This window comes from Leucobacter sp. USHLN154, assembly GCF_037145595.1.
In the GTDB taxonomy this organism is placed as follows: domain Bacteria; phylum Actinomycetota; class Actinomycetes; order Actinomycetales; family Microbacteriaceae; genus Leucobacter; species Leucobacter alluvii.
Genome location: NZ_JBBCXF010000007.1, coordinates 15,762 through 35,707 on the forward strand (window position 1 = coordinate 15,762; position 19,946 = coordinate 35,707).

Genomic DNA, 19,946 nt, shown 5'->3' on the forward strand with positions numbered 1-19,946 from the left:
TGTGCGGACGAGTTGGGGGAAGTCGATGCCGATTCTCGCCGAAGTCGTAGGGCCCCGATGAATCCGAGCACGCCCGCGGTCGACGCGGCGGCCGCGGGCAGGCTGCCTGCGACGAACACGATGAGGCGGGCGGGGAAGAGCCGTTTGCGCCCCCACCGGTCCGCGAGATTCCCCGTGGAGAGGAGAAGGGCGGCGAGCTGCACAGCCTAGAGGCTGTTCACCCATTGCGCGTCTGTGAGGTCGAGATGCAAGTCGCCGATGATGGTCGGCAGCGCCACACCGATGCTCGTGCCGTCGAGCACGATGAGCCCGAGCCCAACGAACAGGACGGCGAGGCCGAGCCATTCCCGGCGGGTCGGTGCGCTCTCCTGAACGGTCGGTGCGGCAGTCATGTTCAGGCCGCTGCGGCTTCGGCGGGTGCGGGCGTGCGGCCGGTGACGGCACGGCGGAGGGCGACGAAGAAGACGATCATGCCCGCCGTGATCGCGATGTGCCCCAGACCCGCGATTCCCGCGATCATCGCGTTCGATTCCTGGCCGAGGACGGTGAGGCTGCCGTGCCAGATGAGCATGGTGGAGGTGATGATCACCCCGGCGTTGTAGAGCCAGAAGAACCAGGCGAACAGCTTCGGACTGCGGGAGATCGCGAAGACCTTCTCGATGACGAGCACGATCAGCAGCACGATGAACCCGAGGGTCAGCAGGTGCGTGTGGGCGAGACCGAGCTGCGTGAACTGCCCCTCGGGGAAGTCGTTGAGTTTCGTGAACTCACGGTAAAACAGGCCCGAGGCGACGCCTACCAGCATGTAGGTGAACGCGGTATTAAGGAGCTTTTTCATGAGTGGTGATTCCTTTCGAGCAGAGGATGATATCTGCGGAGTTAGATGAGGCCGGTTTCCTGGGCGAGGTGGATCGCGCGGGAGCGGCTGTCGACGTCGAGCTTGGTGAAGATGTGCGCGATGTGGCTCTTCACGGTCGCCTCGGTGACGAACAGGGTGCGGGCGATGTCCTTGTTCGCCGCGCCCGTTGACATCAGGCGCAGCACCTCGAGCTCCCGGTCGGTGAGGCGCGGCAGCGGGTTCCGCATGCTCTGCAGAATTCGGCCTGCGAGGTCGGGGGCGAGGAACATGTCACCTTTGGCAGCGCGGTGGATGCCTTCGATGATCACTTCGGGTGCGACGTCTTTGAGGAGGTAGCCCGCGGCGCCCGCCTCGATTGCGCCGAGGACCTCGGCGTCGCGGTCGAAGGTGGTGAGGATGAGCACGGCAGGGGCCGGGTCGAGGGCGCGAAGTGCGGCGGTGGTCTGTACGCCGTCGATGCCGGCGCCGAGGCGGAGGTCGCACAGCACCACGTCGGGGTGGAGGTGGGCGGCGAGGGTGAGGGCTTCTTCACCGGTGGCGGCTTCGCCGACAACTTGCACCGTGTCGGTGTCAAGGACGGCGCGGAGCCCGCTGCGGACGACGGGGTGGTCGTCGACGAGCAGTACAGTCGTGGTCATGGCGTCTCCTCTGCGGTCGGCTCACTGCCGGAAGCCTGCGTCGTGGTGATGTGGTGGATCGGGAGGTGCACCGAGATTGCGGTGCCTTCCCCTGGGGAACTTTCGATGTCGAGGCCGCCGCCGAGTTCACGGAGCCGGGCGCGCATGAATCTGAGCCCGTAGCTCGACGCCTCCGGTCCGGGTTCCATGCCCTGTTCCCATGCGTGGACGTCGAACCCGGCACCATCGTCGATGAGGTCGAGTCGCACCGTGGAGCCCGAATCGATCAGGCTCATCACTACCCGGCTGGCGTCAGCGTGCAGGCGCACGTTCGCGAGCGCGGACTGTGCGGTACGGAGCAGTGCGACCTCAACCTCGGTGGAGAGGGCGGGGAGTGCTTCATCGACGTGCAACTCGGTGCGGAGGCCTGTTTCGTCCTCTGCGCGGTCGAGCATACGGCGGAGCGCCGCCGCGAGAGCGTTGTCCTCGAGCTCGGCAGGCGCGAGTGCGGCTACGATGCGCCGAACATCGGCGAGGCTGTCGCCGGCGAGTGTCTCGACCTGTTCGAGGGTCCTTGCAGCGTCAACATCCTCTGTGCGGTTTGCGCCGGCGTGGGCGAGGAGCCGGATTGAGGAGAGCGCCTGCGCGATGGTGTCGTGGATATCGCGGGAGATGCGGGTGCGCTCGGCGACCGCGCCCGATTCGCGTTGGACGAGGGCGAGTTCATCTTGAAGATCGGCCATTTCCCGCTGCGCTCTCGTGAGGGAGGCCAGCAAGCGCTCGCGTTCGGCCGCATCCCGGAGGAGTTGGAGGTAGCCGCGGGAAATCCCGAACGCGAAGATCCCGCCGATGAGCGGCCCGAACACGTTCGCGTAGCTCGTGGTGCCGTGATGCAAGACCGGGGCGACGATCACCACCGCGAGCACCAGCCCGGAGAACAGCAACCCCCACGGGACGGGAAGCAAGTGCCCGGCGAGCAACCAGAGCAAAAATGCGATCCACACGAACTCCGCCGACACCGCGACGGACGCGACCCAGATCAATGCGAACCCCACGAGCCACCACACGACGATCTGCCGGGAGCGAGCGCGGGACGGCAGGATCGTGCCGGCCGTGTGCCAGGCGAGGATCGCGAGCCCCGCGACGACTGCAGCTGGGACCGGCGTGCCGTCGCCGATTGCGCGGATCACTCCAATCAAGGTGAGGACGGCGGCGATGAGGTGCTGGCCGATCTCCATCGCCCGCATGGTGGGACCGGCCGCTCCCATCGGGTCAGTACGCGTCAGTGACGCGTTCACGAGGTTCATGCGTCAATTCTCCCTGGCCCGGTTTCCCGGGCCACCAGATGCGGTCGCCGACGAGTGCGAAGATCGCCGGCACGAGCACCGTTCGCACCACCAGAGTGTCGACGATCACCCCCACCCCGACGATCAGGCCGAGCTGCCCGAGGGTGACCAGCGGCAGCACGCCGAGAGCTGCGAACACAGCCGCGAGAACGATGCCCGCGCTCGTGATCACGCCGCCGGTATGTGCGACCGCTTCAACCATCCCCTCCCGCGTCCCTCGAACCGCAGCCTCGGAGCGGGCGCGATGCACAAGGAAGATCGTGTAGTCAATGCCGAGGGCGACGAGGAACAAGAATGCCAGCAGCGGCACCTGCAGATCGAGCGCGTGCTGACCGAACAGCACCCGGCTCAGCCACGCACCGGCACCGATCGCGGCGACCGCGCTGGCAAGATTCACCAGGAGCAACAGCACCGGGGCGACAAACGAGCGCAGCAGGATCAGGAGCACGAGGAAGCTCACCGCGAGTACGAGCGGTGCGATCAGCCACAGGTCCCCCTGACTCCCAGCGCGTGCATCGAGATCGGTTGCGACCGCGCCACCCACGACTGCATCCGCTCCCGGTACTTCGTGCACCGCGACGCGCAGTTCCCGAATCTGGGTGAGGCTCTGCTCGGTGCTCGGTGCGTATTCGCTGGTCACCATGATCTTCGTGAGCGCCGTATCGTCCGTGACGCCGACCGGGTGGGCGCGAACCACACCCTCCACGTCGTTCGTCGCCGTAACCACGGCGTCGGCCTCCGCGCTGTTCGCGACGATGTAGATCGGCTGCGCCTCACCAGGCGGGAAATGATCCGACAGAACCTCCAGCCCCGCCGCAGACTCGGACTGCACCCGAAACTTCTCGATCTGATCGAGCCCGACCGAGGTCCCGAACAAGCCGGTTCCCATCACCGCGAGCAGCGCGACCCCGGCAAGGAGACTCGCCACCGGACGCTTCACGACACTCGTCGCGATCTTCCGCCACGCGCCACCCTGCTTGCGGGTGTCGCCCGGATTGGGCACGAACGGCCAGAACACCTTCCGACCGCACACCGCCAGCAGCGGCGGCAGCAAGAACAGGACCGAGGCGAGAGCGATCAGCAGCCCGATTGCGGATGAAATCCCGAGCCCGTGCGTGCCGGGGATCACCGCGAGCACGAGCGTCAGCAAGGCGAGCACGACCGTCACGTTCGACGCCAGGATCGCAGGAACTGTCTTCCGCCATGCCGTGCTGAGCGCTTGCCGGTGGTTCTGCGTCGACTGGAGCTCCTCTCGGTAACGGGAGATCAGCAGCAGCGCGTAGTTGGTGCCTGCGCCGAACACGAGCACGCTGATGATGCCCGCGTCGAACTGCAGGTTCCATGCCGCGCCTGCCGCGACGGTCAGGCGGCCCGCGAGCCCGTCCGCGAGCCCGACCGCGACGAGCGGGATCAGCCATAGCACTGGCGACCGGTAGGTGACGATGAGGAGGATCGCGACGATCAGGATCGTCACGAGCAGCAGCGTGAAGTCAGCGCCCTCGAACGCGGCCGCCACATCCGCGCCGAACGCCGGCCCGCCAGTCACCAGCAGCGACATGCCTACCGGCGTATGGTCGACAATATCCTTGCGCAGTTCTTTGATCACCGCCGCCGTGTCCGTGTTCGTCTCACCGACTTTGATCGGTGTGATCAGGACTGCGGCCTTCCAATCATCGCTCACCATTGGCCCGGTCGACTCCGCGTCGACATCGGCGTTGGCGTCGAGTACTGGGAGGAGATTCTTGAGATCCTCGACCTCGCCCTCGGAGAACTTCGCGCCGTCATCGCGGGCCGCGACGACGAGCACGGACTGACGGTCCGCGTTCGGGAACTTAGCCATCAACTCACTCGCGCGCGTGGACTCCGCACCGGCAGGTGCCTGATCGTTTAGCGTCGGCGCTTTCGCCGACCCGAATACGCCGAAAAAAGCGATCATGATCAACAAGACGAGGCCGAGCGAGATCCACGCGCCACCGCGCGAGGTCAGCCGGTCGGAGAGGGGTCTACGCGTACGAGAAACTGCCATGCCATCAACTCCACCAGGAAGTTCCTTGTGCGGCATCGCAAGCAATATTGAACTGAATCTCAACCTTTTGGATGATAAAGAGCCGGCACTTTCCAGTGCTGCCCCTCTCAGCGGGTAGTCGAGGTTACATTCTGTTTGCTCGGGAGGCGCCATAGGCGACCTCCATGCGCGAGCGATTCAACGCAGCCCATAGCTCGTGCCCGGCAAGGAGGAGATTCGCTGCGGCCGCAGGCATTGTGAATCTCCATTCTGTGGTCGGAAAGTGTTGAACCGTCCACCTCACCCCGTAGATGGCGCCGCGAGCGTAGCATAAGTCGGAGCCCGCAGAAGCACCAGGCACAACTTCACCGGGTCAGAGGTACCTGCCCAAGGCGCGAAGCGACACTGCGGCGCCGCGGTGTGTGAGAACCGCGATCGCCTGCCGATTTGCTTGCCGCGTCGGCAGCCTACTCCAGGAGCGCGACGATTCGAGCAGGTCGTGCAGCTGCGTGTGACAGGTCCGGCACATCGCCCAGAGATCCTCATGCGCCTCATTTCCGAGGCGGCCGTAGTCGCAGTGATGCAGATCATCACGGTCCACTCGCCACGCCTTCCCGCACCCGCCCCGGCACATGACCTGCGCCGGGGCAATACGGGTCTCCTCGTCCCGTACCCACTTCTCCCGTCGCCGGTACCATGCCGCGGACGTGATGTAATCGGCGTAGAACGCGCGATGCGCGCTCCGACCCTGCGACTTCCGCGCCCACGGACTCAGCTCACGCATCAGCCAACGCACGCTCCTTCAGATACTCCGTGTACCTCGAGTTTTCCCGGAATGACGCGTCGACCTGCTCGGCATCGCGGATGCACTCTGCGAACCGGGGATGCTCGGAGAACGGCTCCGTACGGATCACGACGGGGGAGAGGTTTCGGTAGAACACGAACGCGTAGTCGAGATCCATCTCGCGGATCTCTTTCTTCGAGAATGCGACCCGTTGCTCGGTACTGTACTGCGCGGACGGGTCGCCGCTTCCGAGCGTCTGCGACTGCCGCTCCACCCACACATCGCCGATCAGGTTCGAGATCTCCTCGAGCGCTTTCGTGTCGCCGCCGCCAGGGAGGATGATCTTCGTCGGCGCCGCATCCCAGAGCGTCGCCCCGACTTGGTTGTCACCGAACTGCTCGAGCTGGTTCTTCGACTGGAATGCGGCCACGACCACGCGCCCGTACCCCCCACCAGCGGTGATGATCTCGTACATGCCCTGGTACTCGATGTTGCCCGCCTCGTCGAGCACGTACGTCACCGGAGGGTCGAGGCGAGAACCAGGGGAGGCTGCGGCGAGCCCCTTAGTGATGTAGTCGAACTCGGCCAGCAGGCCGTCATTCATGCGGGTGTACTCCGGTGTCGCCATCTTGTCGCCCACGATGAAAACCGAGCCGCGGCGCAGGATGAAATCGACCAGGTCGACCGTCTCCTCTTCGTCGGGTTTCATCCACCAGCGCGCCGCACGCGAACCCATGAACGCGAGCACCGTAGGGAGCACTCCCCAGCTCGTGGCGCGCTGCTCGGCAGGCATCCCCAGCACGTATTCGAGATGGTCGGCGTGCTCGGGCATCCCCTCGGGATGCTCTCGGATCATGCGTGCCGCCTCTTGAGCCATCGTGGGGGACATCACCCACCCCCAGATCGCCGCTGCCTGAGATACGACAGTCGGTTACCTGATCGGTGAGACCGACGACGATCGACGCCCCGAACATCTCCGGAGCATGAAAAAGGCTCCCACCGCTGATGCGATGGAAGCCAGTGTTGCAGTGCCCCCGGAGGGAATCGAACCCCCGACCTACGGTACCGGAAACCGGCGCTCTATCCCCTGAGCTACGGAGGCGAGCATGTGCAACCCCACCAGCCTAGCGCAATTATCGGGCCGCTTCGCACCGGTGCCGTGGACCGGGCACCTCGGTGCGCCGAGTAGAATCGATCTCTGTGACGCCTCAAGAACTCTCCCAAGCTCTCGCTGATATTCTCGCCGACCTCGTCGCCGCTCGCGGTTCCGACATCTCGGTCACGGTGCAAGACACGCAGGTGGAGCGACCGAAGAATCGGGACCACGGAGACTGGGCGTCGAACGTCGCGATGAAGTTTGCGAAGCGCGTTGGGGCGAACCCGCGCGAGCTCGCTGAGGAGATCGTGGGGCGCGCCCTCGAGATCGACGGCATCGCGAAGGCCGAGGTCGCAGGCCCCGGTTTCATCAACCTCACGCTGGACGCGGCGAGCGCGGGCGAGACGGCTCGCCGCGTCGTCGAGCAGGGCGAGAACTACGGCCGCACCGATACCCTCGCGGGTCAGAACATCAATCTCGAGTTCGTCTCGGCGAATCCGACCGGCCCCCTCCATATGGGCCATACCCGGTGGGCGGCACTCGGCGATTCGACCGCTCGCGTGCTGCGCGCGGCCGGTGCACGAGTGACGAGCGAGTACTACATCAACGATGCCGGATCGCAGATGAACAAGTTCGGGCGTTCCGTCTTCGCTTCGGTGCTCGGCGAGCCGGCCCCGGAAGACGCGTACCCCGGCGCCTACATCCAGGAGCTCGGGCGCAAGGTGCGCGAGCAGCTGCCGCACATCGTGGAGCTCGCCACGAGCGATCGCGCGCGCGCTCTCGAGGAAGTGCAGGAGGCCGCCTACCAGATTCAGCTCGCGGAGATCAAGGATTCGCTCGAGCGCTTCAACGTGCACTTCGACGTCTTCTTCTCGGAGCGGTCGCTGCACGAGGACGGGCCTGACGGATCGCCGAGCCCGATCTCCTCCGCCGTCGACCGGCTGCGCGAGCAGGGGTACGTCTTCGAGGAAGACGATGCGATCTGGGTGCGCACGACCGCCTTCGGCGATGACAAGGACCGAGTCTTCACGCGCGGCAACGGGATCTACACGTACTTCGCCGCGGACGCCGCCTACTACCTGTCGAAGATGGACCGCGGGTTCGGCGAGAAGATCTATCTGCTCGGCGCAGATCACCACGGGTACATCGGTCGTTTGACCGCGATCGCGGGTGCGGCTGGCGATAACATCGAGACCGACATCTCGGTGCTCATCGGTCAGCTGGTCAACCTCGACGGAGCCCGGCTCTCGAAGCGGGCCGGCAACATCATCGAGCTCGACGACCTGCTCGAGTGGCTCGGCTCCGACGCCCTGCGCTACTGGCTCGCGCGATACCCGGCTGATTCGCCACTGTCGCTCGACGGCGAGAAGGTGCGGAGCCGCACGAACGACAACCCCGTGTTCTACGTGCAGTACGCCCATGCGCGCACGTGCGCCGTCGATCGCAACGCCGAAGCGGCGGGCATCGACCGGAGCGCCTTCGCGCCGGAGCTCCTGACGCACGCGACCGAGACCGACCTGCTCGGCAAACTGCAGCAGTACCCGGGCATCGTCGCCGGTGCCGCGGAGCTGCGCGAACCGCATCGCGTCGCCCGCTACCTCGAAGAGCTCGCCGCCGCCTACCACCGCTGGTACGACAACTGCCGCGTGATCCCGCTCGGAGACGAGCCGGTCGAAGATCTGCACCGCACCCGTCTGTGGCTGAACGATGCCGCCGGCCAGGTGCTCCGCAACGGCCTCGACCTCTTGGGCGTCTCTGCGCCCGAGCGGCTCTGACCCAGGAGCCGTCGTGAGTGCGGAGCGGAACGGGTCCCGCTGGTGGACCAAGCTGATCATCGTGATCGTCGTCGTCGGGCTGCTCGCAGGTGCGGCCGAGCTGGCGCTCCGGCTGATCATTCCGGGAGTGGTCGCCGGCGCAGTGCGCTCGCAGCTGGACCTCACCGACGACCATCCGGTCGACGTGGCGCTGGGGGGATCCGCCCTGCTCAACGCGTTCCGCGGCGGAGTGGGCGATGTGACCGTCGACGTGCCGGACGCCCCGCTCGTCGAAGGGGTGCAGGCCGATGCCGCGCTGCACGCAGATCTGGTGCCGTTCAACCCGACTTCGGGTGAGATCTCGGATGGGGTGGTCGAGCTTCGCCTCGACAAGGAGCAGCTCGGACCGGTCATCGAGACCGTCACTCAGGGGGTCGCTCAGTCGGGCGAGGTGCGCGACGGCGAACTCGTCGTCGGGCGCGCGCTCGAAGCATTCGGGCAGCAGGTCAATCTCTCCGCGAGATTGAGCGTTGAGGCCGTCGACGGTGCGGTCGAGATCAACCCGCTCGGGCTGCAAGCGGCGGGATTCGATTTCTCGGCGGAGCAACTCGCGCAGGCGACGGGAACACTGCTCGACCCGATTCTGCAGCCGCAGACCGTCTGCATCGCCGACCAACTCCCAGCCGGAGTCACGCTGACCGATATCGTGCTCTCGAGCACGGGAACGGTGACGATACGAGCGGACCTCGCGCCCGGCATCCTGTCGGATCCCGATCAGCGGGAGAAGGGCACCTGCGGCTGAGTCATAGCCCGTATTCGCGCAGCGCGAGCCACGCGACGGCGCGATCGTCGGCGCGTTCGAGCGCGAGGCCGGTGAGAGCCTCGACGCGCCGAATGCGCGCGACCAGTGTCTGTCGGTGAATGCCGAGACGTGCAGCGCTGGCGCGGTGGGCGCCGTTCTCTGCGAGGAATACGCGGAGGGTGCGGGCGAGATCGCCGCTCTCGCCCGAGGGCTGGACGAGCGGTTCGAGGAGCCCGGCGAGCTGCCCCTGTGCTGCGGCTCCGAGTGCGGAGAGGACGAGTTCGACGGATGGCAGTTCGGCGTATCTCACCCCGGGCCGGCCGTCTTCGAGCGCGGCATCGAGCGCTTGATGAGCTTGCGTCGCGGTGCGCGACAGCGCGCCAACCGGAGCGGGGTCTCCGACGCCGATGTGCACGCGCATTCCCGCCACCGGGCTGAACGAACGAACTCGGTCGAGGAGTCCGGCCGCGAGATCATCGCGCACGAACCCGCGTATGTGCCCGTGGTCGGCTGCGAACACGTGCTCGGCGCCCAGCTCGTCGAACCAGCGGCGGAGCAGTCGCTCGAGGTCGATCGTGCGCGTTCGCGTACCCACCTCGAACGCTGTGAGCGTGCGCTCGTGCACGCCCCATCGATGGAGCAGCGCCTCGGCCCGCTGGCCGCCGTCGACGAGGATGTCGATGAGCGCGCCGCGGCCCAGGTGCTCGGTCAGCGTGGGATCGTGACTGCGCAACAGCAGATCGAAGAGCGCCGCTGCGAGCGACGAGAGATCGCGTGCGTGGCTCGTTCGGCTCGAACGGGTCGCGATCACGAGCGATCCTGCGAGATCCTGCTCCGAACCCACGCGGTGCAGTTGCAGCCCGTCGTGACGCACGCGTACGGGGCGCCCGAGCGCGAACGCCGCCGCGTCCGACACGTGGAGTCTTCCGGCTCCGGCACTCGCGATGACCTGGCCGTGCGCATCGAGGAGCACCGCCCACCCGTCGATGCGGCGCGCGAGTTCGGCGATGACCGCGGTCACGCCGCCACGCCGGGCGACCTGCGTGAGTACGTTCATTCCCGCCGTCACGAGACGGTCGGCTGCAGCGCGGTCATCCGCGATGAGCGCGAGCAGGCTGCTGTGCAGTGCGGTGCCGGAGAGGCGGGTCCCGAGGACCGCCGTCATGCCGTGACGAGCGAGGGCCGACCGGAGCTCGGCGTCGTCCTCCGGTGAGACGAACACCGCGCCCGGCAGCGCGTTCGAGGCCGGACCCGGTGTCGTGAGAGCGGTGAGGAGGACCTCGCGGTCACCCGTCACGAGTGTCGCGTAATCGGGATTGCCGATCACGACCAACGCCTCGACATGGGCGACGCCGTCGACGGGGGTGCGCTCCGGCAGACGGGCCGTCACGCAGGTGCCGCCGACGGCGCGCCTGACGGCGGAGAGATCAAGAGCCACAGGAGGAGCGTACCAAGTGTCGATGACGCGATCTCGAAATCGACACCTGGTGCGATGACAGGCACCCGATCGGGTCCGTAGCATCCTTACGTCGCCGGCGTGGTCGAACCTGTGCACCGCGCCCCGGCGATCCGACGAAGCGAACGAACGAAGGAGTGCAGCATGCAGGCTGTCGTGTTCCGTAACCCCGAGACCCGCGCAGAGGTCACCGAAGTCACCCTGGACGCCCCCAAGCAGGGCGAGGTCCGCGTGAAGATCGCCGCCGCAGGCGTGTGCCATTCCGATCTCCATGTGAAGCGCGGTGAATGGGATGCGCCCGCGCCGATGGTCATGGGGCATGAGGGCGCTGGCACCGTCGTCGAGCTCGGAGAGGGCGTTACATCGCTCGCCGTGGGAGACCACGTCGTGCTCAGCTGGGTGCCGCCGTGCGGAGAGTGCCGGTACTGCCTGCAGGGGCATGAGGCCCGCTGCCAGAAGGTGGTCGAGATCAACAACGCGCACGGGTCGCTGTTCGACGGCACCTCCCGCCTCAGCCGCACCGAGGACGGCGAGCCTCTGCGCCACTACCTGAGCGTCTCCTCGTTCGCCGAAGAGGTCGTCGTGCCCGTCTCCGGAGCCATCAAGGTGCGCGACGACGCGCCGCTCGACGTCATCGCGGTCGTCGGGTGCGCGGTCGCCACCGGTGTGGGCGCGGTGCTCAACACCGCTGGCGTCGAGCCGGGCGCGACCGTCGCCGTCATCGGGTGCGGAGGCGTCGGCCTGAACGTCGTGCAGGGTGCGAAACTGGCGGGGGCAGAACGGATCATCGCGATCGACATCGTTCCAGAGAAGACCGCGATGGCCCTGCAATTCGGTGCAACGGACCGCATCGACGGATCACAGCGCGACGCCGTTGAGCAGCTCTTCGAGCTCCTTCCGGACGGCGCCGACTACGTGTTCGACGCGATCGGCCGCACCTCGACGACTGAGCAGGCGATCCGCATGCTCGGCCTCGGCGGCGCCGCCGTGATCGTCGGACTGCCGCCGACCGGTGCGAAAGCCTCGTTCGAGCCGCTCGTGCTCGCCGAAGCCGATCAGCGCATCCTCGGTTCGAACTACGGGTCGGTGCGCCCCTCGATCGACATCCCGGCACTCGTCGACCGGTACATGGACGGCCAGCTGAAGCTCGATCCGCTGATCTCGGGCCGTCGCCCCCTGGCCGAAGCGGCCGAGGCGCTCGACGACCTCGAGACCGGCGGCGTGCTGCGCACACTGCTCATTCCGTAAGCACCTGTTCACCCTTCGCACCACGCACTCATAGGAGAGTACTCATGACCCAAACCGCAGCACGGAAGGCCGACGCCGGCCTTCGAGAAGGGGTGATGTCTGGGCCCGAACTGGCGGCACAAGCCATCGCCAGCATCGCCCCGAGCGCCGTCATCGCGTTCACCGCCGCCTCCATCTTCCTCGGAGCCGGCAGCGGCACGATCTTCGCATTCCTGCTCGCCACCATCGTCATACTGTGCGTGGGCTACATCGTGTCGATGTTCGCCCGCCAGCACGCTTCCGCCGGCTCGCTCTACACGTACGTGGCGAAGGGGCTCGGGCCCACTGGCGCCTTCGCAGCCGGCGTCGCCCTGCTCATCGGATCCTGGGGCATCGCCGCCGGTTCGCTCGGCGGCGCGGTCTCGTACGCCTCCGACCTGCTCCAGCTGTTCGGCGTTCCCGCGACCGGCACCGTCTGGCTCGTCGCGCTCGCCGTCGTGATCGGCGGCCTCGCGACGTTCTTCACGATCCGCGGCATTCGCATCTCGGCACGCATCTCTCTCGTGCTCGAACTGCTCTCGGTCTTCATCATTCTGGTGCTGCTCATCGCCGCGCTCGTCTGGCTCGGTCCCGAGGCGTGGGATCCGACGCAGTTCTCGTTCGAGGGCGTGCCGTTCCAGGGCGTCGCAGCCGGCATGGTGCTCGGCATTCTGGGGTTCGTCGGCTTCTCCTCCGCCGATGCGCTCGGGCGCGAGGCGCGCAATCCGCACACCGCCATTCCCCGTGCCATCATGTGGAGCGCCGTCGCCGTCGGCGTGCTCTACGTGTTCGCGGCGTACACCCAGATCGCCGTCCTCGGCGACGAGCTCGGTGAGGTCGCCAGCCCGTTGCAGGCGATCAACGATCGCATCGGAATGCCCGTCTGGTTCGCACCCGTGCTCGTGTTCGGCGTCGCGGCATCGTTCTTCGCGGTCGTCGTCGCGCCGCTGAACGTCGTCGGCCGCATCCTGTACGTGATGGGGAAGGAGGGCGTCGTCGCCGAGCGGTTCGGCCGCACCCACGAGACGCATCTCACCCCGCACCGCGTCCTGCTGATCGCGGGCCCCGCGGCGATCGCGCTCGACGTCATTCTGCTCATCTCGGGCACCCATCCGATGGACATCGTGGTGTGGGTCGACACCTATGCGACCTACGGCTACATGGTGGCGTACGCGCTCGTCGCCGTCGCGGGCGTCGTCTACACCCGTCGCCGCGGAATGCGGAGCGGAATGATCACGGTGACGGCGGTCGTCGCCGTCGTCGCCATGGCGTACGTGTTCTTCGCGAACGTGTGGCCGATCCCGGCGTTCCCGATCAACGTGCTGCCATATCTGTTCGCTGCGACGATGCTGCTCGCGTTCATCCGCTTCTGGTGGCTGCGCGCGAAGCGCCCCGAGGTGCTGCAGCGGATCGGGAACACGCACACCGACATGCTCGAGGGCGTCGGCTGATCGGCTGAGCATCCCAGATGACGAGGCCGGGCGTGATCCTTCATTCTGAGGGGTCGCGCTCGGCCTCGTCACATTCCGAAGGCGAGCGGACCACCGGGTAAGCTGGACGGGTTCGTTCAGAGACAGGGTCTCCGTGCGCACGGCTTCAGGGGCCAATCCGGGTCCGCTCGCCATCGGCTGCCCGTTCGCGGCCCGCGAGCACGACGGACACCAGGCAGACCGACCCGAGGCAGACCGAACCCAGGAGCGACGATGGCACAGGTGAACCCCGCTGGTGCGACACCAGCCGCCGACCCGAACAGCATCGACCCGCGCGTCTTCCCCCCGTCTGCGCGTCGCGGGAGCGAGTGCCGAGAGTTGCAGCTCGGCGGTGCGCGCGCGACCGAGCTCGTCGAGCAGTACGGCTCGCCGCTGTACGTGATCGACGAGGCGGCCGCCCGCGATCGGGCCAGCGAGGTCCGAGTCGCCCTCGAATCCGAGGCTGAGCGCATCGGAACGAGTGCGACCGTGTACTACGCGGGCAAGGCGTTCCTGTGCGTCGAGGTGGCGCAGTGGATGGCCGAAGAGGGCCTCGCGATCGACGTCGCGAGCGGGGGAGAGCTCGCCGTCGCGCTCGCCGCCGGAGTGGACCCGGCGCGCATCGGCTTCCACGGCAACAACAAATCGGAACGCGAGATCGCGCGTGCGGTCGAGGCGGGCGTCGGCACGATCATCATCGATAGCGAGGTCGAGACCGAGCGCATCGCGCGTGCGGCAGCGGCGGCGGATCGCCGCCAGCGCGTGCGGCTGCGCGTCAATAGCGGCGTGCACGCATCGACGCACGACTTCCTCGCGACGTCTCACGAAGATCAGAAGTTCGGTCAGCCGCTCAGCGAGGCGCCGCGACTGGTCGAGGCGATCCTCGCTCATGACAGCCTCGAGTTCGTGGGGCTCCACTGCCACATCGGTTCCCAGATCTTCGCGACCGACGGTTTCCGCGAGTCCGCCAGGCGCCTGGTGGGCGTGTACCCGGAGCTCGAGCGGATCGCCGGCCGACCGATTCCCGAGCTGAACCTCGGCGGCGGTTTCGGCATCGCCTATACATCGGCGCAGGCTGAGCAGGCTCCCGAGGTCGCTGCCATCGCACGACAGCTCGCCGACATCGTCGCGGAGACCTGCGCTGAAGCCGGCGTATCGGTTCCGCAACTCGCGTTCGAACCGGGTCGCGCCGTCATCGGGCAGGCCGGGGTCACCCTCTACACGGTGGGAACCACGAAGCCCGTGCTGCTCGCCGGCTCCGATGCGGCGGCCGACCCAGCCGACCTGGGGTTCGCCGAACGCCTGTACGTGAGCGTCGACGGCGGCATGAGCGACAACGCCAGACCCGCCCTGTACGGCGCCGATTACCAGGTCCGCATCGCGAACCGCGAGAGCGACGCCGACCCGGCGCTCGTACGGGTGGTGGGCAAGCACTGCGAGTCGGGCGACATCGTCGTGCAGCGCGACGTGATCCCGGGCGATGTGCGCGCAGGCGACACGCTCGCCGTCGCGGTCACCGGAGCCTACTGCTGGTCCCTCTCCAGCAACTACAACTACGTGCCGCGACCGCCGGTCATCGCCGTGTCGAACGGCTCCTCGCGCGTCATCGTGCGGGGCGAAACCGAGGACGAGTTGCTCGCGAAGTCCGTGATTCCGGCGCCGGTGGCCCCGGCGAACGCCGGCTGAGGATCGCCGGCCCAGAATTCTCCCGCCGTTCTCGGCGGATCGAACACGACGCACTATCAAGGAGACGAACATGAATGGTTATCGTGACCTCCGCATCGGGTTGCTCGGCTGCGGCTCGGTCGGCGCACAGGTGGCCCGGCTGATCCTGGAACACGGAGACGAGCTGGCCGCGCGCATCGGGGCGCGTCTGACGCTCGCAGGCATCGCGGTCCGCAACGTCGACGCGCCGCGCGATGTCGAGCTGCCGAGGGAGCTGTTCACGACCGACGCCGAACGTCTCGTCCAGGGCTCCGATATCGTCATCGAGCTCATGGGCGGCATCGAACCGGCCCGCACGCTGATCACGCAGGCACTGCAGGGCGGCGCCGACGTCGTCACCGCGAACAAGGCGCTCATCGCGGCGCACGGTCCCGAGCTCTCGGAAGCGGCGGAACAGGTCGGCGCACAGCTCTCGTACGAGGCGGCCGTCGCCGCGGCGATCCCGATCCTGCGCCCTCTGCGCGAAAGCCTGGCCGGTGACCACATCACCCGCGTGCTCGGGATCGTGAACGGCTCGACCAATTACATCCTCGACCGCATGGACCGATTCGGCGACAGCGCCGAAGACGCATCGCGGGTGGCGAGCGAACTGGGCTTCCTCGAAGCCGATCCGACCCTCGACGTCGAGGGCTACGACGCCGCGCAGAAAGCGACCATCCTCGCGAGCATCGCCTTCCACACCGAGGTGCCCGTCGACGCGGTGCACCGAGAGGGCATCACGCAGATCACGGCGGAGCAGATCGAAGCGGCGAAGAGCGCTGGGTACGTCATCAAGCTCCTCGCGATCGCCGAGCGGTTGCAGGCCGCTGACGGCACCGACGGAGTCTCGGCGCGCGTCTACCCCGCGCTGATCCGCCGCGACCACCCGCTCGCAGCGGTGCACGAGGGCAAGAACGCCGTGTTCGTCGAGGCGGAGGCCGCCGGCGAATTGATGTTCTACGGCGCCGGAGCCGGCGGAGCGGAAACCGCTTCGGCGGTGCTCGGAGACCTCGTCTCCGCAGCGCGCAGGCACGTCGTCGGCGGCCCGGGCATTCCGGGGTCGCTGCATGCCGAGCTGCCGATCCTTCCCGTCGGCGAAGTGATGACGGCTTACCAGATCATGCTCGAAGTGCGCGACCAGCCAGGCGTGCTCGCGAGCATCGCGGGCATCCTCGCCGAGCGGGGAGTATCTGCCGCGAGCGTCGAGCAGACCGTCGCTCGAGGCGAGGCAGGCGACGAGCCGAGCGCGGCTCTGGTCATCGGCACGCACCGCGCGCGCGAAGCCGATCTCGCTGCGACGGTCGAAGCCCTGCGGGCCGCCGAGGTCGTCACCGCCGTGACGAGCGTGCTGCGCCTTGAGGGTCAGGCGTGAGCGCGACCGGCAGCGGGATCGGTCGCACCGTCAAGGTGCGCGTGCCCGCGACGAGCGCGAACCTGGGCCCCGGATTCGACACGCTCGGCATCGCGCTCGCGTACGGAGACGAGCTGACGGTCGTCGTGCGCGACGCGCCCGGCGCGACCGTCGAGGTCAGGGGCGTCGGAGCCGGCGAGGTTCCCACCGATGAGACGAACCTCGTGGTCCGTTCCGCCGCCCACGTCTTCGCGCAACTCGGACGCCGCATGCCCGGCATCGACGTCGCCGCCACGAACCGCATTCCGCACGGGCGCGGCATGGGATCCTCCGGATCGGCCATCGTCGCCGGCGTGATGATCGCCGCCGGCCTGCTGCAGAGCGACCCCGAAGCTCCTGTCGCGCTCACCGAGGAGCAGCTGCTCGCATTCGCGACCGAACTCGAGGGGCACCCCGACAATGTCGCACCCGCGCTGTTCGGCGGACTGACCATCGCGTGGACGACGGAGCAGGGCCCGCGCTTCAAACGGTTGATGGTGCACCGCGGCGTGGCGCCGCTCGTGCTCGTGCCGAGCTTCACCATGTCGACCGAGCTCGCCCGAAGCCTGCAGCCGAAGCAGGTGCCGCATGAGGACGCCGTCTTCAACGTCTCTCGGTCGGCGCTGCTCATCGCCGCACTCACGCAGAGCCCCGAACTCCTGCTCGAGGCGACCGAGGACCGGCTGCATCAGAACTATCGCGGTGCCGCCATGCCGGCCACGCGCGACCTCATCGGCGAGCTGCGCTCAGCGGGGCATGCAGCAGTGGTCTCCGGTGCCGGCCCGTCGGTGCTCGTGCTCTCGAACGGGCCGTTGGATCGCATGCAGGCAGCGGATTTCGTGGCTGCCCATCACCCGGATTGGCGCGTGCTCACCCTGGCCGTCGATACCAAGGGTGCTACAGTTGAAACGACCCCTGCGGGAGCGGCGCTCTAGCCTCGCCCGTCGATGTCCGCTCATGCGGAACCGTGGGTCGTTATCGCACCGTGAACACATCGCACGGTGATCCCGAAGCACACATGTGCACTACCGCGGGAATGCGCGCCCACTTGCGCGTGCAGTCCCGTCGGCGTTCCGAAAGGAAGAACGTGGAATCCAACGTTGAAGACAACACCACTCCCGCACCCGAGGAAGCCGCCGCGCCGACGCGTCGCCGTGCTTCTCGTCGCGTGAGCGCCGCCGCTGGGGCTGCCGCTCCCGAGGCCGCTCCGGCTGCTGAGGCGCCTGCTGCAGCAGCGCCTGCTGCTGAGGCTCCGGCTGCTGAAGCGCCGGCTGCTGAGGCGCCGGCCCCTGACGCAGCGGAAGCACCCGCCGCCGCTGCGCCGAAGAAGCGCGCGACGCGCAGCCGGAAGAAGGTCGATGCGCCCGCCGATGCGACGGCGCAGGATCCGGCAGCCGAGTCGGATGCCACGGCAACGACTGCATCCTCGAGCACCGAGGCGGGCGATGCATCGAGCGCGCCGGATGAGCAGCCAGCTGCTGCTCCGAAGAAGCGCGCGACGCGCAGCCGCAAGAAGGCTGAAGCGCCCGCCGAGCCTGCGACCGCTGCATCTGCAGACGCGAATGCCTCCGTCGATGCCGCCGCTGCCGCGACTGACGCGGCTCCGGCGCAGTCGACCGATACGGCAGCCGAAGCTCCGGCTCAGGAGGCTCCTGCCAAGCGCACGCGCAGCCGCCGGGCCTCGTCAGCGACGGCCGCGGCCCAGACCGCTGCAGCAGAGACGGGCACGGGGGAGACCGGCACGCCGGAATCGCTCGAGGGCGCCGCGTCGAACGCCGATGCCGCTCAGAGCAACGGCCAGCAGGCCGATGCCTCGGAGCAGTCGGATCGCGGCGAGAAGTCGGATCGCGGCGAGCAGTTGGATCGCGCTTCGGATCGCGGCGAGAAGTCGGAGAACTCCGATGGTGAGCGCTCGGGTCGCAACCGCCGCGGCCGTGGTCGAGGCCAGAAGAACGAGAACGCGGAGTCGAACGAGCAGACCGATGCTGCCGCCTCCTCCGACGACGAGGGCAAGCAGCGCGGTTCCGGCCAGAGCGGCAACGGGCCGCAGAACGGCCAGAAGAACGGCGACGCGAAGAACGGCGACAACTCGAGCCGGTCGAGCCGCACCCGGCAGCGCGACCGCAAGCGTCGCGGTCAGGGCGACGACCTCGAGCCGGAGATCACCGAAGACGACGTGCTGCTGCCGATCGCGGGCATTCTCGACGTGCTCGACAACTACGCGTTCGTGCGCACGAGCGGTTACCTCCCCGGCACGAGCGATGTCTACGTGTCGCTCGGGCAGGTCAAGAAGTACGGCCTGCGACGCGGCGACGCGGTGGTCGGAGCGATCCGTCAACCCCGTGACAACGACAGCGCGAGCCGTCAGAAGTACAACGCGATCGTGAAGATCGATACCGTCAACGGTCGACCGGTCGATGAGCAGCCGGAGGAGCGCGTCGACATCGCCGACCTCACGGCCATCTACCCCGAAGAGCGGCTGCGCTTCGAGACGACGCAGCAGGGCGTGCTCGGTCGTGCCATCGACCTCGTGGCACCGACCGGCCTGGGTCAGCGCGCAGCGCTCGTGCTTCCCGCGCACTCCGACGGCACCGCGGTGCTCGGCGAGCTCGCCGAGGCGATCAGCACGAACCGACCCGATGCGCACCTCGTGCTGCTGCTCGCGAATGCGCAGCCGGAGGAGATCACCCGGCTGCAGCGATCGGTGCGCGGTGAGGTCGTCGCCGCGAGCTTCGACCGCGGCGCCGAGGATCAGGCGATCATCGCCGAACTCGCGATCGATCGCGCGAAGCGGCTCGTCGAGCTCGGCCACGACGTCGTCGTACTCGTCGACTCGTTGAACCGATTCGCGCGTGCCTACGCTCAGGCCCAGCACGCGCAGAGCCGCCCGGCCCTCGACGAGATCGACGAGCTCGCGCTCGCCCAGATCAAGCGTCTGCTCGCCTCGGCTCGCAACGTGGAGAACGGCGGCTCGCTCACCGTGCTCGCGACGGTGCACTCGAAGACCGGCCTCGCAGCCGACAAGCTGCTGCTGCGCGAGGTGCGCGCAGTCGTCAACAGCGAGGTGCGATTCGCGAAGTCGGCCGCCGGCCTTCCTCCGGTCGTCAAGCTCGCCGCGTCGCGTACGCGCAACCCCGAGTCGGTACTCGGTGCTGATGAGACGGCGGCGCTGGCAACGCTTCGTGCGGATCTCGGTTCCGACGGCGCGGAGGACCGACTCCACGAGCGCCTGAGCGCGACGGCGTCGAACGCCGCGCTTCTCGCAGAGGTGCAGCGTTCGGGCGGTCTGGCCTAGTACGCACGAGCCCGCCCCGGTGATCCGGGGCGGGCTCAGTCGTCGCCGGATGCGGCGCTAGATTGGGGGCGGCGACACCATCGCAGCCGCGAGACGTTAGGAA

Annotated in this window: 15 protein-coding genes and 1 tRNA gene; 8 read left to right on the forward strand and 8 right to left on the reverse strand. The window is 67.7% G+C overall.

All coding sequences use genetic code 11. The features are described 5' to 3' along the window. Positions 1-206 precede the first annotated feature (206 nt). From WFH23_RS14130 to WFH23_RS12730, 7 genes are all read right to left on the reverse strand, one after another. Positions 207-392, reverse strand: coding sequence for a hypothetical protein (locus WFH23_RS14130; RefSeq protein ID WP_442918752.1), 186 nt, complete (start codon positions 390-392; stop codon positions 207-209). Between the two features lie 2 nt (positions 393-394). Then, positions 395-838, reverse strand: a complete 444-nt coding sequence (locus WFH23_RS12705) for a DUF2871 domain-containing protein (RefSeq protein ID WP_336662807.1) — start codon at positions 836-838, stop codon at positions 395-397. 41 nt (positions 839-879) lie between these two features. Further along, on the reverse strand, positions 880-1,497 hold the full coding sequence (locus tag WFH23_RS12710; RefSeq protein ID WP_336662808.1) for a response regulator transcription factor: 618 nt from the start codon (positions 1,495-1,497) through the stop codon (positions 880-882). Then, positions 1,494-2,783, reverse strand: coding sequence for a sensor histidine kinase (locus WFH23_RS12715; RefSeq protein WP_336662809.1), 1,290 nt, complete (start codon positions 2,781-2,783; stop codon positions 1,494-1,496). Before WFH23_RS12715 ends, WFH23_RS12710 begins: the two co-directional genes overlap by 4 nt. Further along, entirely contained in the window at positions 2,749-4,848 is a 2,100-nt protein-coding gene (locus WFH23_RS12720) for an MMPL family transporter (RefSeq protein WP_336662810.1), read from the reverse strand. The genes WFH23_RS12715 and WFH23_RS12720 overlap by 35 nt, the downstream gene beginning before the upstream one ends. Before the next feature lie 755 nt (positions 4,849-5,603). Next, positions 5,604-6,467: a type IV secretory system conjugative DNA transfer family protein gene (locus WFH23_RS12725; RefSeq protein WP_336662811.1), complete on the reverse strand. Its 864-nt coding sequence runs from the start codon at positions 6,465-6,467 to the stop codon at positions 5,604-5,606. 173 nt (positions 6,468-6,640) lie between these two features. Then, a tRNA-Arg gene (locus WFH23_RS12730) sits at positions 6,641-6,713 on the reverse strand. 98 nt (positions 6,714-6,811) lie between these two features. Here WFH23_RS12730 and argS point away from each other — a divergent pair. Further along, the gene (gene argS / locus WFH23_RS12735; protein ID WP_336662812.1) at positions 6,812-8,482 is read left to right on the forward strand and encodes an arginine--tRNA ligase; all 1,671 of its coding nucleotides are present in this window, start codon (positions 6,812-6,814) and stop codon (positions 8,480-8,482) included. 13 nt (positions 8,483-8,495) lie between these two features. After that, the gene (locus tag WFH23_RS12740) at positions 8,496-9,263 is read left to right on the forward strand and encodes an LmeA family phospholipid-binding protein (protein ID WP_090150447.1); all 768 of its coding nucleotides are present in this window, start codon (positions 8,496-8,498) and stop codon (positions 9,261-9,263) included. A gap of 1 nt (position 9,264) precedes the next feature. On the opposite strand, the gene WFH23_RS12745 is transcribed toward WFH23_RS12740, so the two are convergent. After that, a complete protein-coding gene (locus WFH23_RS12745; RefSeq protein WP_336662813.1) occupies positions 9,265-10,701 on the reverse strand; it encodes a PucR family transcriptional regulator in 1,437 nt (478 codons plus the stop codon). 162 nt (positions 10,702-10,863) lie between these two features. Here WFH23_RS12745 and WFH23_RS12750 point away from each other — a divergent pair, with 162 nt between their 5' ends. The 6 genes from WFH23_RS12750 (at position 10,864) to WFH23_RS12775 (ending at position 19,843) form a co-directional block, all read left to right on the forward strand. After that, on the forward strand, positions 10,864-11,967 hold the full coding sequence (locus WFH23_RS12750; protein ID WP_090150441.1) for an alcohol dehydrogenase catalytic domain-containing protein: 1,104 nt from the start codon (positions 10,864-10,866) through the stop codon (positions 11,965-11,967). Positions 11,968-12,011: 44 nt separating this feature from the next. Then, a complete protein-coding gene (locus WFH23_RS12755) occupies positions 12,012-13,436 on the forward strand; it encodes an APC family permease (protein WP_090150438.1) in 1,425 nt (474 codons plus the stop codon). A 252-nt stretch (positions 13,437-13,688) separates the two neighbouring features. Further along, the gene (lysA, locus tag WFH23_RS12760; protein ID WP_336662814.1) at positions 13,689-15,140 is read left to right on the forward strand and encodes a diaminopimelate decarboxylase; all 1,452 of its coding nucleotides are present in this window, start codon (positions 13,689-13,691) and stop codon (positions 15,138-15,140) included. Positions 15,141-15,210: 70 nt separating this feature from the next. Continuing rightward, positions 15,211-16,530 carry a homoserine dehydrogenase gene (locus WFH23_RS12765; protein ID WP_336662815.1) on the forward strand — a complete coding sequence of 440 codons (1,320 nt, stop codon included), beginning with the start codon at positions 15,211-15,213 and terminating at the stop codon, positions 16,528-16,530. Beyond that, on the forward strand, positions 16,527-17,483 hold the full coding sequence (gene thrB / locus WFH23_RS12770) for a homoserine kinase (protein WP_336662817.1): 957 nt from the start codon (positions 16,527-16,529) through the stop codon (positions 17,481-17,483). Before WFH23_RS12765 ends, thrB begins: the two co-directional genes overlap by 4 nt. Positions 17,484-17,635: 152 nt before the next feature. Further along, positions 17,636-19,843 (forward strand): hypothetical protein, encoded by a 2,208-nt coding sequence (locus WFH23_RS12775; protein ID WP_336662818.1) that lies wholly within the window; start codon positions 17,636-17,638, stop codon positions 19,841-19,843. The last annotated feature ends 103 nt before the right edge of the window (positions 19,844-19,946 follow it).